The organism is Salegentibacter lacus, assembly GCF_020164555.1.
Lineage (GTDB): Bacteria > Bacteroidota > Bacteroidia > Flavobacteriales > Flavobacteriaceae > Salegentibacter > Salegentibacter lacus.
Genome location: NZ_JAIQZB010000017.1, coordinates 38,713 through 56,827 on the forward strand (window position 1 = coordinate 38,713; position 18,115 = coordinate 56,827).

11 protein-coding genes and 1 riboswitch are annotated in these 18,115 nt (G+C 35.3%); of the genes, 7 read left to right on the forward strand and 4 right to left on the reverse strand.

Annotated elements, in window-relative coordinates:
* Positions 1–23: 23 nt before the first annotated feature.
* The 5 genes from pelF to LB465_RS13830 are packed head-to-tail and all read left to right on the forward strand — an operon-like array spanning position 24 to position 9,956.
* Positions 24–1,547 (forward strand): GT4 family glycosyltransferase PelF, encoded by a 1,524-nt coding sequence (gene pelF / locus LB465_RS13810; protein ID WP_224470454.1) that lies wholly within the window; start codon positions 24–26, stop codon positions 1,545–1,547.
* Positions 1,548–1,549: 2 nt separating this feature from the next.
* Positions 1,550–3,163 (forward strand): hypothetical protein, encoded by a 1,614-nt coding sequence (locus tag LB465_RS13815; protein WP_224470455.1) that lies wholly within the window; start codon positions 1,550–1,552, stop codon positions 3,161–3,163.
* 7 nt (positions 3,164–3,170) lie between these two features.
* Entirely contained in the window at positions 3,171–3,956 is a 786-nt protein-coding gene (locus LB465_RS13820; protein WP_224470456.1) for an endo alpha-1,4 polygalactosaminidase, read from the forward strand.
* Positions 3,957–3,972: 16 nt separating this feature from the next.
* Positions 3,973–5,964: a hypothetical protein gene (locus LB465_RS13825; RefSeq protein WP_224470457.1), complete on the forward strand. Its 1,992-nt coding sequence runs from the start codon at positions 3,973–3,975 to the stop codon at positions 5,962–5,964.
* On the forward strand, positions 5,964–9,956 hold the full coding sequence (locus LB465_RS13830; RefSeq protein WP_224470458.1) for a DUF2194 domain-containing protein: 3,993 nt from the start codon (positions 5,964–5,966) through the stop codon (positions 9,954–9,956). The genes LB465_RS13825 and LB465_RS13830 overlap by 1 nt, the downstream gene beginning before the upstream one ends.
* Here the strand turns inward: LB465_RS13830 and LB465_RS13835 are convergent.
* The 3 genes from LB465_RS13835 to LB465_RS13845 form a co-directional block, all read right to left on the reverse strand.
* Positions 9,953–10,747 carry an ABC transporter ATP-binding protein gene (locus LB465_RS13835; RefSeq protein WP_224470459.1) on the reverse strand — a complete coding sequence of 265 codons (795 nt, stop codon included), beginning with the start codon at positions 10,745–10,747 and terminating at the stop codon, positions 9,953–9,955. The genes LB465_RS13830 and LB465_RS13835 overlap by 4 nt on opposite strands.
* 2 nt (positions 10,748–10,749) lie before the next feature.
* Complete coding sequence (locus LB465_RS13840; protein ID WP_394370940.1) at positions 10,750–11,781, reverse strand: FecCD family ABC transporter permease; 1,032 nt, start codon at positions 11,779–11,781, stop codon at positions 10,750–10,752.
* A 136-nt stretch (positions 11,782–11,917) separates the two neighbouring features.
* The gene (locus tag LB465_RS13845) at positions 11,918–13,072 is read right to left on the reverse strand and encodes an ABC transporter substrate-binding protein (RefSeq protein WP_224470460.1); all 1,155 of its coding nucleotides are present in this window, start codon (positions 13,070–13,072) and stop codon (positions 11,918–11,920) included.
* Positions 13,073–13,181: 109 nt separating this feature from the next.
* A riboswitch (cobalamin riboswitch) is annotated at positions 13,182–13,444 on the forward strand.
* Positions 13,445–13,478: 34 nt separating this feature from the next.
* Here LB465_RS13845 and LB465_RS13850 point away from each other — a divergent pair.
* Together LB465_RS13850 and LB465_RS13855 are read left to right on the forward strand one after the other, a co-directional pair.
* The gene (locus LB465_RS13850; RefSeq protein WP_224470461.1) at positions 13,479–15,320 is read left to right on the forward strand and encodes a TonB-dependent receptor plug domain-containing protein; all 1,842 of its coding nucleotides are present in this window, start codon (positions 13,479–13,481) and stop codon (positions 15,318–15,320) included.
* An 87-nt stretch (positions 15,321–15,407) separates the two neighbouring features.
* Entirely contained in the window at positions 15,408–16,475 is a 1,068-nt protein-coding gene (locus tag LB465_RS13855) for a YncE family protein (RefSeq protein WP_224470462.1), read from the forward strand.
* 88 nt (positions 16,476–16,563) lie between these two features.
* Here the strand turns inward: LB465_RS13855 and LB465_RS13860 are convergent, their stop codons facing one another.
* Complete coding sequence (locus LB465_RS13860) at positions 16,564–18,054, reverse strand: S41 family peptidase (protein ID WP_224470463.1); 1,491 nt, start codon at positions 18,052–18,054, stop codon at positions 16,564–16,566.
* Between the last annotated feature and the right edge of the window lie 61 nt (positions 18,055–18,115).

The window sequence follows — 18,115 nt, forward strand, 5'->3', positions numbered from 1 at the left end:
TATTTTTGGCACAAAGCGTTTTAATGGCTAAACCATCTGTATTGCTTATTTTGGAAGGTACCTACCCTTTTAATGGAGGCGGCGTCTCTACCTGGGCGCATACTTTATGCAACAGGGTTAGTAATGTAGATTTTAAATTGTATTCTATAAATGCTTCTTTCGAGAAGGAATTTAAGTATAAACTAAGCGATAATATTAGCGAAGTAATACAAGTTCCTCTTTGGACTCCAGATGAGCCTTATGACTATATAAGTTACGGGGAGGAATATTACAAAACGGTAGCTAAAAAGGAATGGACTAATGATGAGGTAGTTGCCCAAAAGTTTATTCCTATTTTTAGAGGTTTACTGGAATTTATTTATAGCGACGACAGGGATATTGAGGACCTTGATATAATTTTTCACCAACTGTGGTTTTATTTTGAAGATTACGATTATAAAGAAACCATTAGAAATGAGCAGGTTTGGTTAACTTATCGAGATACCCTTGCAGAATTTATTATCGGGGAACGTAACCCTGATGCTTCTTTAATAGATATCACCATTGGTTTACGCTGGATTTACAGATTTTTGATCCCTCTTGCCATTGTAAATATTCCCAGGGTAGATGTATCCCATTTAACTCTTAGCGGATTTCCCGTAATCCCGGCGCTTATTGCGCATTATAAGTACGGGACGCCTATTATATTAACGGAGCACGGAGTTTTTATAAGAGAAAGGTTACTGGCCATTAATAATTCAGAATACCCGTATTTTCTAAAGAATTTACTTATTCGGTTTTCTGAAGCCATTGCCCGTTTGGTTTATCATAAGGCCGAGGTAATTATTTCGGTAAATAAATTCAATCAAAAATGGGAAAAATGGTATGGTGCCGATCCGGAGAAATTTAGAATAATTTATAACGGTATTGATCCTAATGTATTTAAACCTGGTCCAAAACCGGCGCACCTAAAAGATATTCCTACAGTAGTAGCCTTGGCAAGGATATTCGAATTAAAAGATATTCTTACTATGATTAGATCTTGCGCCGTAGTTAAGAGAACCATTGCCAACGTGCAATACCTGGTTTATGGTGATGATGATGCCGTGCCTGAATATACCAAAGAATGTCTTGATCTTATCGCAGAATTAGATTTACAAAACAATTTTAAGTTGATGGGAACAAGGAGTAATCCGCAGGACGTTTTTCTAGAGGGAGATATTTCCATCTTAACTTCTATTTCTGAAGGATTTCCTTATACAGTTATTGAATCTATGGGTTGCGGTATCCCCGTGGTCTCTACCGATGTGGGCGGAGTAAAAGAAGCGCTTGATGATAGCTGTGGTTTTACCTGCAAACCAAAGGATGCCGAAGAGATTGGTAAAAATGTGCTTAAATTGCTTTTAAATGAAAATTTAAGAAAAACTATGGGGAAAAATGCCAGGGAAAGAGTCTTAGGTAATTTTACCTTATCTAAATTTATAGGAGAATATGAAGCAATTTATGAAGAGATTGTAAAAACAGGCAAAGTAGAAAAAAAGCTTACCAAGATTGAAGATTTTTCCTGAAAATGAATAAAGATCAAATTAAAGCTATTGCTAAACTTGTGGTTGCGGTTAAAGAGCGTAACGGTAAACCTGTGAATGTTTTTGTAGTTGCTGCCACAATAGAATCTTTTGGAATTAGGGAAGTAGATGTAAAAGAAGATTATGGATTTGAAAGTATAATGCATCTTTCAAACTATATTTATAAAGCTTACGATGCCATAACCCTGGCAAATCTTAAAAATAATAACCAGCGTATTGCCGAGGCAAAAACCTATAAAAGGCTGGCTCTAACCGAATATATTACTACAAAAAATACTAAACGCTTTCTTGTAGATTACAGTTCTGGGCTTTTTCATTTATTTCCGGTTTTTCTCCAGGTGTTTGCTATAATATTATTTGGATTTTCTTTATGGACCTACTCACACTTTAATAACCTGCAATCTACCTCGGTAGTGCTTGGGGTGATTATTGGATTTATTACCAGTGCGGGCTTTGTACAGGTTATAGGGAAACAAGTATCGTACTATTGGTATAACAAAGATTACCATATGGCCAGGTATTCTACCATACAAATTATAAAAAACGGGACTATTGCTATATTAGGTTTTTTCGTATTTTCGGTAATTATCAATTTTGTTATTCCACTCTACAGCTTTCTATTTGTGGTGATTACTTTTGTTTATGCCCTGTTTATAGGGTTTCTCCTCTTAGTTTTAGCGCCCTTATACGCCTTAAAACAAAGATGGATGCTTTCTTTAAGCGTTTTTGTAGGTACTGCTTTGGCACTTTTCCTTCATTTTTATACTGATTTGCATCCGTATTTTATTCATTGGATTGGTATTCTAGTTGCTTCTTTAATTTCAGTAGGTTATATCTATACTTTCTTTTATTATAAACTAAAAAATAACACAGCGGTAAAAAAGAAGCCTAAAGTAATGCTTTCGTTATATCGAAATTTTAATTACTTCTTATACGGAACGTTTATTTTTCTTTTTGTTTTCCTGGACAGGATTGTTGCGTGGTCTTCTACTTTAAACAGAGATATTCCCTATATAATATATTACGAAAAAGATTATGAGATAGGAATGGATCTCGCTATTCTAATTTTCTTTTTATTAGGTGGGGTAATGGAATATGCAATTCATTCCTACATACGGCACATGGATTTTCATCAATTACAAACAAATTATTCAGATTTTCAGAGTTTCAACGATAAAATGAAAAGGATGTACTTTAAACATTTACGTCTCTTTGCACTTAGTGCCTCTGGTATTGCTGTATTATTATATCTTATCGTTACACAACCCTGGGGATATACCTCTGGTTTTGATGAAATTCTTAGTCCTTTGAGCATAAAAGTTTGTATTCTTGGAAGTATTGGCTATTTATTTCTTAGCCTGGGGATGCTTAATGTATTGTATCTTTATACGTTAGGGCAACATAGAAAACCACTTATTGCTATTATAAGCGCTTTTTTAGTCAATTTTATAATTGGGGTTCTTTTAAGTAGATGGGTCTCCTATGAATACAGCGTTATTGGAATGCTGGTAGGCTCCTTACTATTTGCAACGCTCACCACACGGGAAACATACAGTTTCTTTAAAAATCTGGATTATTACTATTATGCATCTTATTAAAATACTTATGATAACAGGCGCAATTTGTTTAAATACTGCCCAGTCGGTCGCCCAAAAACTTACTCAGGAAAAGCAGGTGCTTTTCACTTATGGCGATTTTTATCCGGCAGAGGTTTCAGGCTATGAAATTCTGGTTATAGAAAGTGCACATTTTGATAGTGAAGATATCGCTGTTTTAAAACAAAACAACAATACGGTTTTAGCCTACATAAGTCTTGGAGAAGTAAATGAAGCTGCAGCCCACTTTCCCGTATTAAAAGATTTCACCTTCGGAAAAAATGAAATATGGAATAGCCATATTTTGGATATTGAAAATGAAGAAACACGGGAAGCGCTAATGGCCATTTTTGATTACAATATGAAAAAAGGACTGGACGGAATGTTTTTAGATAATATTGATAATTATACAGAATTTGGGCCTACTCCAGAGAAGAAGGAGGCATTAATTGATTTTTTAAAGGTTTTAAATATAGTTTATCCCAATATTTATTTAATGCAAAATGCCGGAGTTTCGATTATAAAAGATACTCATCCTTATATAGAATCGGTAGCAAAAGAAAGCATAGCTACAGATTTTAATTTTTTATACAGCAAATATCAATTGAGAGATGAAGAAGTATTTAAACAGCTTTTAGAGGAACTTAATGAAGTTTACAAGAAATATGAAGTCCCGGTTGTTTTAATTGAATATGCTGAGACACCAGAATTAAAAAAAGCTATTAAACAAAGATTAGAGCAGACCAATTGGCCCTATTTTATTGGGAAAATAGACTTACAAGATATTCCTGATTAAGGTTGAAATTTTTTATATGTTTTTAGAACCCTACCTATTAACCGGCCCCTTGAGGATCATTCTGTTGTTTGTATTAATTTTATTAATACATCGCATAATTTCTACCAGGATTTCGGCACAAACAGCCTTAAACTTCCTGGTTCCAACCATTACACTGGTTATGGCTGCCGTGTTGCTCGGTGGTTTTATATTGATTCTAGCCAATATTTTTGATCTCTTCGTTATAATAAGTATTGTAATTGCCCTGACTATTTTAACCTTTATGAACCTTAATTTTAATCATTCGATAAAAGGTCAGCTACGCAAAATTTACACCCGAATTATTTTATATGTTACCATAAAACTTGAAAGAGGCCAGAATTTTCTGGATAGAGATAATATTATTAAACCAACATATAAACATCCAGAACACGGACTTTCCCAATACAATAAAAACTGGCAATTAGCCATAGGGCTTTTGTTACCGGTAGTAACATATATTTCCCGAAGTTCACTTTTTCAAGAGGACATTTATACACTTTCTCCGGCCTGGTTCAGTAAACTGGATTTTATAAACGGTATATCTTCTAAAACTTGGTTTTTTCAATCTGGGGAAATGATGGGAGATTATTTACTTATAAATCTATACGCTAAATTAACTCACATTACCAACGCACAAGCTTTGCAATCTTTTGGACTCTTAGAATCGGCTTTGCTTTCCTTAATAATTTATTGGATAGTTTTTAAAATTTCAAGAAAACACGCTCCCGGTATATTCGCAGGTTTAAGTTTTGCGCTTTTTTATGCCTTTCTGCCTATAAATATAGAGTTGCTTGCCGAGCACAAATCGGTTTTTACCGCGCTTATTATTGCTTTGCCTACTATGTTTTTCTGTATTTATCCTCAAAGTTTTCGGTTTAATAAAAAGGCTAAATTTAATTGGTTAATTGCGTTGTTTAGTGCTATTCTATTGTTAGACTTATTTGTTGGCATTCTACTTGTATTTCCTTATTTAATCATACTTTTCTTTTTTAAGCTTAAAGATAATTTAAGGCAAATCACACAAATCTTTCTAGCCTATTTTTCTTCTGTAGCTTTTATAGGAGTAATTTATGGTGTTGCTGCATTTATCACTAAAGAGGATTTCGGCGAATTTATTTCATCTAATTTCTACTCTTTTGATACTTACACCTATAATCCACATTTAGTTGCTCCATTAAAAGACCTTATGTATTATTACCAGATAGCAGCTTTGGCTTTTTTGATTATTACGGTGTACAGCTATATTAAAAAACCAAAAAAATGGTTAGCCAGTATTGTCTTTCTTATTTTTATAAACGTTTTATTCGGAGTTTACCGGTTAGACAAAGTTTTGGTTGACCTGGATGTTTTAAGTCAGGTGCTTTGCATATTCATTCCCATATTCTTTGGTATTGTTCTTAACGTAATAGTTAATCTGTTTTCCATTTTTAATTTTTCGTCCCGGGTAGGAACACGTCTGGAAGTAGGAATAGGTGCTTCAGTAATTGCGGCACTTACATTCTTGACTTTTCCGCCTGTTGCGACTTTAAATTTTGAAGAAAGTAAAACAGAAAATATGATTTTTGAGGCTTACTCAAAAATACAATCAGATAATTTACCTTATTCGTATGCGGTTGTGAATGCTTTACCATACTTCAGTTTTAGTAAGAACAGTCATTATTATTATAACTACGATTATTTTAATAATACCTACATAGAGCGAGATAGAAGATTCAATAGGTATAAAGACAACTTACAATACCTGCAGAATAACCCCGATATTATTTTACCCGAAACAATGTATGTCTTTGTCTATGAGGATAAAAAGGAAAGCAAGGTAGCTATGCAAAAAATAATTAGCAAACAAAGAGATTTAACTATTGAAAGAATTGAACTTTTAGAATTAAAAGGAAGAAATGTTGGAGTGTATTATGAAGATAAAAATTTAAAAGTCTACCAGATTGAGAACAGGGAGCGTGCTAGTAATATTAATCAACTATTATTTTGATGAAAATATACTTATCAATCCGAGTATTAAAAGCAATTTTTATAGCGTTTTTCCTATTTGTAACAGGTTGCGCGAAAGATATAGATGAGGAAAAGATAGAAGCAGATAATCCAAGGGTGGAGTATGACCAAATGAGTAGTACTCCTTTGGTAACTTATCTCCAGGAGCCTGGAAATGATTTAAGCATTCAGAATAGTAGGCATATTAGAAAAGCGCTTAATTACGCTAAAATTCCTTACAATGAAATAAATAGATTTGATTTTAATGAGAAACCTGAAGTAGCTAATTCTGCAAAGGTAATTGTAGTTTATGATCTTGAACGATTGAATAAATTGGCAATGAATTATCTAATTGATTTTGTTGCAAAAGGCGGCCATATATTTATTCCTTCGGTAGGCACTAATAAAAATTATGGATTTTTAGCGGGAGTAAAGGGAGATGCAGGCTTTCAAATTGATACTGCAGCACAGGGGTTTTTATTCCAGTCAAATTTTCTTCCGGCATTAAAAGGAAAAAAATATAGAAATGGAAATAAACATTTTGGCCTGCAAGCCGATAACTTCAAAGATGATATTGAGATTATAGCCACTTCAATTTCTGTAGAAGATTATCCTTTGATAATAAGAAATAAAATAGGCAATGGTTCGGTAATTTCATTTAATACAGACCAGTATTCAGAAAAACGGGAGAGAGGATTATTCTTTGCTGCAATTTTGCAGGGTTTAGAGGGTGTGCCTTACCCCATAGCAAATGTATCAAGTATCATGTTAGACGATTTCCCGGCGCCGCTTTATAACGTGAAAATGGAGCCGATACAATCAGAAATGAATATTAGTCAGGCACGTTTTTATACGGAAGTTTGGTGGAAAGATATGCTTAAACTAGCCAGGGAAGAAGGACTGGAGTATTCAGCTTATGTTTGTTTTGATTATTCTAATCGTACATCGCCGCCGTTTAATTTTCCAGAATGGGAACAGTCTGTCTTAACAGGTTCGAATGGTGCCAATGCAGCAGATAAACTAATGGTAGAGTTTGATAATTCTATTCATGAAGTAGCTTTACACGGTTACAATCACGCTTCTCTTACAATTGAAGAATGGCCCAATAAAAACTATATGGGCTTAAGTCTTCAAGCGGTAAAAAAACGCTGGTCGGCGCTGGGTTATGGTGAATTACCAGTTTCTTATGTACCACCATCTAATACTATAGATAGTATTGGCTTTGTTGCCTTAGAAGAGAATATACCCAAAATTATATACAATGCCAGTATTTACCTGGGAAATTTTGAAGACGGTGGAGATAGAGAATTTGATAGTGAACCTTATAATAACCATTTTTTTAATTTTCCACGAATCACCAGCGGCTTTGCTTTGACTTCTACCAGGCAATTCAATCAGCAATCTTTATATCTCTATACGGGCTTATGGACGCATTTTATTCACCCGGATGATATTTACCAGATTCCCGGGGAGGAGCCCCTGGAAAGTGCGGGTGATTATACTTTAAGGAATATAAACTCTTATGGTTGGAAAGTTTCAGAAGATGGGTCTCCGGGTTTATTTCCAAGGTTTCGTCAGTACATTAAAGATGTAAAGAAAACCTTTCCTTTGATTCGATTTTTAAAAGTTTCAGAAGCAGCAAAAATTACTCAAAACTGGAGGGAAATACCTTATAATTTTACTGAAAATGATAGTGAAGTTGAAGTTGCTGCAAGTATTCAAAATAGCGAGAACCAAAACTTCTGGTTCGCCTATATTTCAGAAAAAAATACTGTTGAGGCTGAAGATTACCTGAAAAGTAAGCAACTTAAATTTACCAAAACTCCTTTTTTAGAGGGGTTTCTTTTCAATATTCAAACCCAGGAAAAAACATTAAGCTTACCGAAGTTTGATAATAAATATTCTGAAAATTTACTAGGCGGACTAATGGAAAATTATGAATCTTATCTTTTGGTAGAAGCTTCACAAGAACTTGGTGATATTGAAAAAGAAATAAATGATTTAAAATCTAAAATTTCTCAAAGTAACCAATTTGAACGTGAGGATTGGACGAATCTATTTCAGTATTTAGGTTGGGAAAGTCGGCAAAATGAGATCTGGCCTTTGCTGGAAAAAAAATACAGCCAGGATAAATCTTCAGTTTACGTAAATCTTTCATCAGAATTCACAAGTCAAAGCGATTATTCAGATCTTGAAACCAGAAAGCGCTGGATGCTTAGACAAATAGAGTTGCGTCCCGAAAATGTAAAACTTAGAAGAAATTTTATAGCTTATTTTGGAAATGATACCGATGTGCAGTTAAGTAGAGAAGAATTACTGAAACTTATAGAAAACACTGAGGTAGATGAAGAGCGTTTTGCCTATTTCTTACTGCTTAACGATAAACATCCTGAAGCAGCTTTTAATTTGGTAAAGGATATAGAACCTTGTCGGGAAGATTTTAGCCTGGCGGCTTCTACAATATCTTGGGTATTTGCCGATGCTAAAGAGTATGAAAAGGCAATTTCCTGGTCTAAATGCAGTGAAGACATTCCTGAAAGTGCCATAGTTGACTGGCGGGTGCAATCAGGGGAATATGAATTTTTAGAAGAAAAGAATTTTCCACTTTATATAGAATATCTTATTGCCGATAAGGATAAAAGAGCCGCACAGGAATTATTGGAAATAGAACCTTGCCGCGAAGACTTAAAACATTTGGCAACAACAATCGCCTATACTTATGGCGGCCAGGGAAGTTATAGAAAAGCCCTGGAATGGTCTTCCTGCGCTTCGGGTTTCCCTTTAGTTGAACGAATGCAATGGTTATACTCTCTGGAGAATTTCAGCGAAGTAGAGCGTTTGTATGCAAATTATTCTAAAAAGGCTAATCCAAAAGAAAAGGAAGCTATTCAGGTTTTTATGACTGAATATTATTTAGGACGTAGCGAAATGCTTAAAGCCTGGGAGCTCGCTTCAGAATTGCCAAATTCAATCAATAAAGAACGCATAAGAACACAACTAAATAGTAGCGTTGTTTATCTTAATACTGAACAAAAAAGATTTTTATTAAAAGAATATCCATCTTTCTTTTATCCAGAGGTCGCTTCTAAAATAAAGCAAAATCTAAGGTTAACTGAAGGTGATTTTTTACAAATTGGCAGTAATATTATTAGTGATAGGTTAGATCCAACGTCTGTGGGTATAGAAGCCGTGTATGGTACTCGAGATCAGAAGTACAATCAACATCAATTTGGGCTAAATCGTTATAATGCCTATGCAATTCCGTTCCAGGGCGAATTGGAGAGTAATGAAGACATGGAGTTATACGGCTTGGTTTACAGGTTTAAAACCAGGGAAAGAATTGAAAAATTTAATTATGGTTTGGGAACACGGCTGGAATTTAATGAAGCAGGGAAAGCCTATCTTCATTTAGAAGCTTCAGCTTCTATCGCAAAAGACAGCTTGTATAGCTCCTTTCAATTTTTTAGAAAACCGGCAATTACCGGCCCGGCTTATACTCTGGATATTTATCAAACACAATTAAATGTATATGAAGAACTTCGGTTTAAAAAGAAATTTCAGGCTGTTTTTTATTTAGAAGGAAACCATTATAACGACGAAGATATAATGGATGTGCAGGCCCTTACCAGTTTATCTATGGATTTTAAACTGAATAAAATGGCCAAATTTAGACCTTATACCGAATTTTCAGGAATGTTGGGTAATTCTAATAGATCTAGCGGCTTTCCATATTGGACTTTAGATGAAAGATTTTATGGCGGTTTAGGAATGGCTTATGAATATGTAAATGAAAATAATTTATGGAAGATTAACCTTGACGCCGGATATTTTCTGGATACGTTTTCCGATGAATTTCAAAGGTATCGTGGGAGTGTGGTATGGCCAATCACGAAGTATCTCCATCTTAATACGCAAGCCGAATTCTATACCCTTAAAAACTTTTATTCCAACAACTTCACTTTTGGCTTAAAATACTTTTTGAAAGATAATTAAGGATTAATTTTAAATGAAGCTGAAGCTTTATCAAAAACGATTAACCCTTCCGGAAAAACAGTAGAAAATGCTCCTGATTCCAGTAGTTCTTTAGGAGAACCGGTGGTAACTTTATTGTTTTGCATCAAAATAATCTTATCACAAAGCTGAATTGCCAGGTTAATTTCGTGCGAGGCAAAAACAATGGCTTTATTTGTTTTCCGGGTGAGTTTTTTGAGCAATTTCAGTACGTAGGCTTTATGATATAGATCTAAATGCGTGGTGGGTTCATCTAAAATAACCAGTGGCGTATTTTGGGCAATGGCACGGGCAATTAACACTTTTTGAAGCTGGCCATCACTTAACTCGTAGCATTTTTTGTGCTGCAAATCTTCAATCCCTACATTCTGCAAAGATTTTTTGATTTGGCGTAAATCGTTTTTACTTAATCTCCCAATCCAATTGGTATAGGGTTGTCGGCCAAGCGCTACCAGTTCAAAAACGCTTAAATTTTTGGAAATAGGTTGTTCGGTGAGCACGAGACTCACTAAAGAAGCAAGTTCTAAAGAATCTATATCCTGAATTTGCTCATTTTTAACCAATACTTTTCCCTTCAGCGCATCCTGAACTCCGCTTAAAGTTCTTAAAAATGTAGATTTTCCGACTCCGTTAACGCCAATAACAGCAACCAATTCCCCTTCGTTTACTTCAATATTAATCGCTTCAGTAATAATGGTTTTTTCGGTTTTATTACTGTAACCAATATCAAGATCAATGGTTTTAAGGATGCTATGTTTTTCAGTATGGTTCAACTTCAGAATAAAAATTTGCGTTTACGCACTAAAAGCCAAATTACTACCGGTGCGCCAATTAGCGAAGTTATAGCATTTATAGGTAAAGTATATTCCTGTCCCGGCATTTGTGCGGCGATATCACAAATAAGCATTAAAGCTGCACCGCCCAAAATAACGGCAGGAACTAAAATACTGTGGTTATTTACAGGAATTATTTGCCGAATCAAATGCGGAACGGCTAAACCTACAAAAGCAATTGGCCCGGCAAAAGCGGTTATGCTTCCTGCAAGTAAACTGGTAGCAATTATTATAATAAGTCGGTTTTTTTGAATACTTACACCCAGGCTTTTGGCATATTGTTCGCCCAGTAATAAGGTGTTGAGGTTTTTTATACAGGAAACCGCTAAAATTATTCCCACAAACCAAAACATTGCCAGAATTCCAACTTCATTCCAGGAGAGATCGCCCAAACTTCCAAAAGACCAGAATACATATTGCTGAAGTTGGGCTGCCGGACTAAAATATGAAAGCACGCTTACCACTGCAGCGGTTAAACTTGCAAACATTAAACCTATAATTAGAATAGCCATAGTATCGCGAAGTCGAAGCGAAGCAAGCATGACGGCGATAAGCACCAGTAAACTCCCTAAGCTGGAAGCAATAACCAAACTCCATTTTGAAAGTAAAATACCGGCAAAAGCGCCCCCAAAGACCGAAGCTCCCATAATAACAATTGCCACACCCAAACTGGCACCACTGCTCAAGCCTAAAACATAGGGTCCAGCAAGGGGATTGCGAAATAGGGTTTGCATTAAAAGCCCGCTAATGGCAAGTCCGGAGCCGGTTATGATTGCTGTGATTGCTTTGGGTAACCGGTATTCCACAATTATATATCGCCAGGTTTCTTTAGAAACTTCTAAATTAAAAATTGACGCAAAAACATCTTTAAATGGAATATTTACTGAGCCCAAACTGATGTTTAAAAAACCCAGAAAGATTACCCCAAAAAAAAGGAGTAGAAGTGGAAGTACATATTTTTGGGACTGCAACAAGGCCGGTGATTTATTTCGATGTAAATATCTGAAATAAAATGAGGAGATAAAATTAAAGAAGAAGGATAATACAATATTAGCCTATATCTATTACAATGGACAAATTTCTATTTGAGTTCAAATTCCAAGCAGAAGATTAATCTTTCAACGCCTTAAAAAATGTGGTTTGGTAATCTGATAGTAAATCGGGATGAAAAATTGAAACTAAATCTTTCAGGACCAAATCCGGGCGTTGAGGGCCAAGTTCAAAGTATAGTACACCACCGGTTTCTCCTTTGGTTAGGCTTACGCTGTAAACATTTTTATTCTGTACGGCTTCAAATTGCTGGTAATGTTGAGATTCTTTTAAAAGCTGTGTATAAGAAGTATATTGTCCCGCGCTTATCCAAAAATCGGAATCCTGGGCTTTGTCAAGTACATTTTCAAAAGATAAAGCCATACTACCGTTACCTTCTGTATCGGCATAAATATAATTAGCATTAGCATCTTTTATAAATTGGGCCTGCCAGGAATTTCCGTACGGTAAATACCACTGGTCTTTGTACATTGCTCCGCTTAGAACTTTCGGAGTCTTTTCTGCCGATTTTGCTAATTCTTTCGCCTTAGTATAATCGGTTTCTATTTCATTAAAAATTTTTTCAGCTTCATCTAATTTATCGTAAAATACGCCGAAGAATTTAATCCATTCGGCTTTTCCCAAAGGAGTTTTTTCAGTCCAATCGCCGTTGTACATAACGGGAATTCCAGTTTTCTGAATAGTTTCAAATGTTTTATTATTTCCGTCTATGGCAAAACCAATCACTAATTGAGGATCAAGATTTATAAGCACTTCGGTGTTGATGTTTTCGTTCTTCCCTAATTCCTTAATTTTTCCTGAATTAATTAGTTTTCTGGTTTTTTCTGAAGAAATATAATCAAGACCGGGAAATCCTTTTAGGCTGGTTTCTTCATTTAAAGCTTCTAACGCCGGAATATGTGTAGTAGAAGTCACCACCATTTTCTCTATCGGAATTTTTACTTTTTGATCGTAGTTTAAATCTTCTGGGATCTCAGTATTTTTTCTCGTAAGAAGGTAAGTAAAAGTCTTTTCAGCATCCGGCCAGGGTGTTTCTATATCTAAAATATAATAATCTCCGAAATCACTGATACTAAAATTGTTAGCATAGCTTAAATCAATGGATTTTTCAGGTTGAGCAGAAACTGTATTTTGATTGTTTTGCTCGTTTTTGCAGGCGGTAAATACTAAAAACAGGAGTAAGAAATTAAGCCTTTTTACAGTCTTTATTTTCATTTTTTAATTGGTTAAATGAAATTGAATTAAAGTGATTTTATTTAAAACAGGAATTCTCAAAAGTAAGATTATTTAGAATTTTATCGTTGCAACTCAGATAAATGTTTAATTTCGCATTGAAATTTTTGGTTCGGATGTGATTTTTTCATGCCGATTAAAAGGGAATCAGGAAGAAGTAGGAAATTAGAAATATTTCATTTCATATTTCAAACTTTGCAAAGCCTGAGCTGTTCCCGCAACTGTAAGCTTAGTTCCGATTTTTACATCGGAATGCTTGTTGTTATCACTTCAAAAACCACTGTTCCTTTTTAGGGATGGGAAGGTAAACAACAAGACGCGAGCCAGGAGACCTGCCAGAATATAACCAATAAATTCTTAGACTTTCGGGATAAAAGTCAGAGGGCAGATGAAAAAAACGCACTTTTATACTATATTCCTTGGCCTGCTTTGTGGCTTGCCGGTACTTGCTCAAAACGACACATTAAACGTTTTGGACGAGGTATTTTTGACCGATACCAAGTTGAAAGATTTTTCTACCGGCCAGCAGGTTACTGTTTTAAATGATTCAATTTTAAAGAAAAACGGGGCGCTGCTAACTTCAGCCTTAAATTTTAATACTAATATCTATTTTAAAGAAAATGGCCTGGGGATGGTTTCCTCACCTTCTTTTCGAGGCACGAGCGCTTCACAAACTGCAGTTTTATGGAATGGGATTAATATTAATTCACAGTTTAATGGCCAAACCGATTTCAACACACTAAACGCTGCCGGATACGATAATATTAGTGTTCGCGGTGGGGGAGGAAGTGTAGTTTACGGTACCGGAGCTATTGGTGGAACTGTGCATTTAAATACGAATCTTGATTTTAGCGAAAAGACGAAGCAGGATATCTTTTTGAAATATGGAAGTTTTAATACTCTGGATGCCCGGTATAAAGTAAAAACTTCAGGAAATAAATGGAGTTTAAGTGTTGCTGCGGCCCGGAATTCTTCAGATAATGACTATGAATGGCCCATTGAAGGTAAAAAGAACGAAAACGGTGAATTTTATAACAACAATCTAAACCTGGGTTTTGCTTACCGATTAAATGAAAAAAGCACTTTAAAATTTTACAGTGAAATTTTTGACGGGGAAAGGCATTTCTCACTTATTCGTCCTTCGGAAACCAAAACAAAATATCAGAATTTTGATACCCGAAACCTACTGGAATGGGTAAGTGAATTTGGAGATTTTGTCTCGGTGGCCCGGCTGGCACTTCTGGATGAGAACTACCGGTATTACGCGAATATAGCTACTGAAAACTATTCTTCAGGAGATGCACAAACCTTTATTGGTAAATACGATTTGAATTATTCGGTATCAAAAACCCTGGAACTTAATTCCGTATTAACAAATACCTATACCGATGGCAACGGCTCTGGAATTACAGAGAATACCCGAAACATCTTTTCTTCGGCAGTATTAATGAAACACAGGCCGTTTCAGAAATTTCAATACGAATTGGGAATTAGAAAAGAAATAACCGATAATTATGAGAGTCCATTGTTATTTTCTGCAGGCACACATTATAAATTTAACGATTTCTATAGCTTAAAGATGAATATTTCCAGGAATTTTAGAATTCCTACCTACAATGACTTATACTGGGCGGGAGCAGGAAATCCAGAGCTTAACCCCGAAACTTCCAATCAGGTAGAACTGGGAAATCATTTTAAACATAAAGACTTCAAATTTAGCCTTACCGGATATTATATTCAAATTGATGATATGATTCGGTGGTTGCCATCCGAAACTGGAATGTGGCGCCCCAGGAACGAAGAAAGTGTGGAAACTTATGGTATTGAAGTGCTAACCGGTTGGCAGAAACAAATTTTTAAAGGCCATCAAATAAGCGCTTCAGGTACCTATGCCTATACGGTTTCTGAAAATATGAATACCGGTTACCAGCTTATTTATGTTCCCTTTCACAAGGCTACAGGGTCACTCACTTATGCTTTCAAAGATTTCAGCATAGATTATCAGTTGCTTTACAATGGGGAAGTTTATACCAGATCTGATAATAATTCCCGCTATAATATGGATGCCTATTTAGTTTCAAACCTTGGGTTGTCATATAATTTTGGCAAGAAAAATACTTATAAAATTGGTGCAAGAGTGCTTAATTTTTTTGATGAAGAATACCGAAGTGTAGAAGACCGGTGGATGCCCGGCAGAAATTTTAATATATACCTAAACCTTAATTTTTAACCAGCATGATGCTGGAGGCAAAATAGATAACAACCAAATTATTTAAATCCCTCTATTTGCTCAGCTTATTGCTAAATTTTAAAACCAATGAAAAGAATCAGTAAACTATTAACTATGGCCATTTTGAGTGGCTTCTTTTTGAATTCATGTAGCAGCGATGATGATATTGTTGATCCAATTGAAGAACCACAACCAGAGCAAGCTTACTCTGATGGGTTTTTTGTTCTAAATGAAGGCGGTTCCGGTGGCGGTTCGGTTACTTTTATAGATAATGATTTACAAAATGTTGAAAATGAAATTTATCAGCAGGTAAATGCAGAAGATGATCCTGGACAATATATACAGTCAATTTTCTTTAATGAAGACTTAGCTTATATTGTTTCTAATGGATCAAATATGATAACCATAGTTGATCGTTATACTTTTGAATATGTAGATAGGATTGATAGTGGCCTATTATCTCCAAGATATGGAGTTATTGAAAATGGAAAAATTTATGTAACCAATCAGGGTAATTATGAAGCTCCCGGAATAACCGAATTTGACGATTTTATAGCAATAATTGATTTGGAAACTCTGGAAATTGAACAAACTATAGAAACAAATACCGTGCTTGAGTATATTCATGAAGAAGATGGATTAATCTATGTGCAAAAGGCTGCATTTGGGACGGGTAATGAAATAGCGGTGATTGATTCTAATTCAGATGAAATTATCACCACGATTGGTACTGAAGAAACTCTAAATTCTTTTGAAATTGAGGACGGAGTGCTTTACGCCTTAAGTTCTAATAAATTAGAGAAAATTGATTTAGCCACCGGAGAACTTTTAGTTGAATTTGAGATTAATTCTGACGCCGGAAACGCAGGTAATCTTGAATTTGAAAATGATATGATTTACTATACCATAGGTAATTCCGTATTTATGATGGAAGAAAGCGCTGATACGGTACCAGAGGAAGCTTTATTTTCTTATACTTCCAATTCAGATTATGGGGTAATGTATGGTTTTGAAGTAGAAAATGACAGAATTTATATCGCTGATGGTGGAGACTTTGCTTCCAACAGTTTTGTGGAAATTTATACTACCAGTGGAGAATTAATTGAAAATATAGAAGTGGGAGTAGGGCCTAATGGTTTCTATTTTAACGACTAAAAATTGTTTTTCTGTTTGTTTAAATTTGAATAAAAAAGCCCCATTTCAATTAAGAAACGGGGCTTTTGCATTTAATATGGTTTTAAAATTATTTCTTGAATTCAGCAGCTTTTTTTCTGATTTCTTCTGGAATTTCGTCAACATACATTCTTTGATAATCTACATCAGTATCACCACGTTCTCCAATTTTAGTAAATCTGGAATCGTGAGAAACTGCCGGGATTGCCATTCTGTTACCAGTAATATCGGCTAAAGCAGCAGCAAGTAATGGCTCTTCAGGATCACCTAATGGCAAGAGGTTTACAATATCTTCTTCAGCTTCAATATCAGGAATTAGACCTTCCTCGTAATAAGCATCTTCATTCGCATTCTTAGATTCATAAATAAGTGGTTGTATTACGTATTTATGATTAGGGTTGCGGTTTTGACGTGTGAAGTTAGGAGAATCATATAAAGGGGCAGCAGCCTGGAATTTTCCAACTGTACCTTCTCCAACGTGTATAACATCTATGTAAGGAGCCAAGCCATTCATCACCAACTCGCTGGCTGAGGCTGTATATCTCGTACCAATAATGTAAACCTTGGTTAGCCCAAGGCTGTTGATCATTTCTTCGGTTCTAATTTTATCATTGAACCTGTCTACCAATTCTTCTTGTGTAAACTGGCTTTGCAAAAGATCGTTCCAGGTTTGTTTAGAAAAAATTTCACCTTCAAACTGCCCAGTAATCATACTGGAAAGATCTACCGCACTTTCTACAGAACCACCACCATTATATCTAAGATCTAAAACCAATTCGTCTACACCTGCAGCTTGCAATTCTCCAAAAGCAGCATTTAATTCACCATCAAAATCTGCAGTAAAACTATTGTACATGATGTAGCCTACATTTACACCATCTACTTCTAAAACTTTAGATAGAAGAACAGGATTTTCGGTGATTTCTATTCTATTTAGCGCTATAACTTCATCGGTATTACTAATAGTGTTTGTCTCATTATTAATTTGAGCTACACTTATTTCATAGCCATCTCTTCCTAAAAGAGATTGATAATTATCAAGGGTCATTGTTTCACCATCAATATCGGTAAAAAGCACACCTCGTGTAACTCCGGCTTCGTCTGCAGGGCTTCCGGGAATTACGTACCGAACATAGGCCAACACACCATTATCTCCAATTCTTACCAAACCGTAGTCCATACCGGTTGTAGTGCTAATTCCACTCTGGCTGTTTTCTAAAATAGTATAATCGTCTACTATAAAACTAAAGCGATCTTTAGGTGCAGGAACTTTGAGTCCGTTTCTAAAAAGATCTTCGGGAGAGTCAAAACCAGCCAACCATTCCTCCTTATCGGTTTCAGAATCAAAATAATTCTGTCCTAATTCAGGAACATCAGCTTCATATACATAATAGATGCTCATGGCATCATATAAATAATTCTCAATTTCTAAATTAGGAGTTTCGTCTGGATCCTTACCTCCTGGTTCCACTGGAAAACGTTCATCGTCATCGTCTTTAGAACAGGAGCTTAAAATCCCGGCAGATAAGAATAAAAGTAAAATAAGTTTATTAATCTTCATAAATGTTAAGTTTGTTTTAGATTGCTAAAAATACCCACAATAAATTAAATTCAAAATCCTT

Coding starts and splice junctions, on each gene's coding strand:
- LB465_RS13860 (WP_224470463.1), bottom strand. CDS start 18,054: ATGAAGATTAATAAACTTATTTTACTTTTATTCTTATCTGCCGGGATT.
- LB465_RS13830 (WP_224470458.1), top strand. CDS start 5,964: ATGAAAATATACTTATCAATCCGAGTATTAAAAGCAATTTTTATAGCG.
- LB465_RS13855 (WP_224470462.1), top strand. CDS start 15,408: ATGAAAAGAATCAGTAAACTATTAACTATGGCCATTTTGAGTGGCTTC.
- LB465_RS13815 (WP_224470455.1), top strand. CDS start 1,550: ATGAATAAAGATCAAATTAAAGCTATTGCTAAACTTGTGGTTGCGGTT.
- LB465_RS13845 (WP_224470460.1), bottom strand. CDS start 13,072: ATGAAAATAAAGACTGTAAAAAGGCTTAATTTCTTACTCCTGTTTTTA.
- LB465_RS13850 (WP_224470461.1), top strand. CDS start 13,479: ATGAAAAAAACGCACTTTTATACTATATTCCTTGGCCTGCTTTGTGGC.
- pelF (WP_224470454.1), top strand. CDS start 24: ATGGCTAAACCATCTGTATTGCTTATTTTGGAAGGTACCTACCCTTTT.
- LB465_RS13825 (WP_224470457.1), top strand. CDS start 3,973: ATGTTTTTAGAACCCTACCTATTAACCGGCCCCTTGAGGATCATTCTG.
- LB465_RS13820 (WP_224470456.1), top strand. CDS start 3,171: ATGATAACAGGCGCAATTTGTTTAAATACTGCCCAGTCGGTCGCCCAA.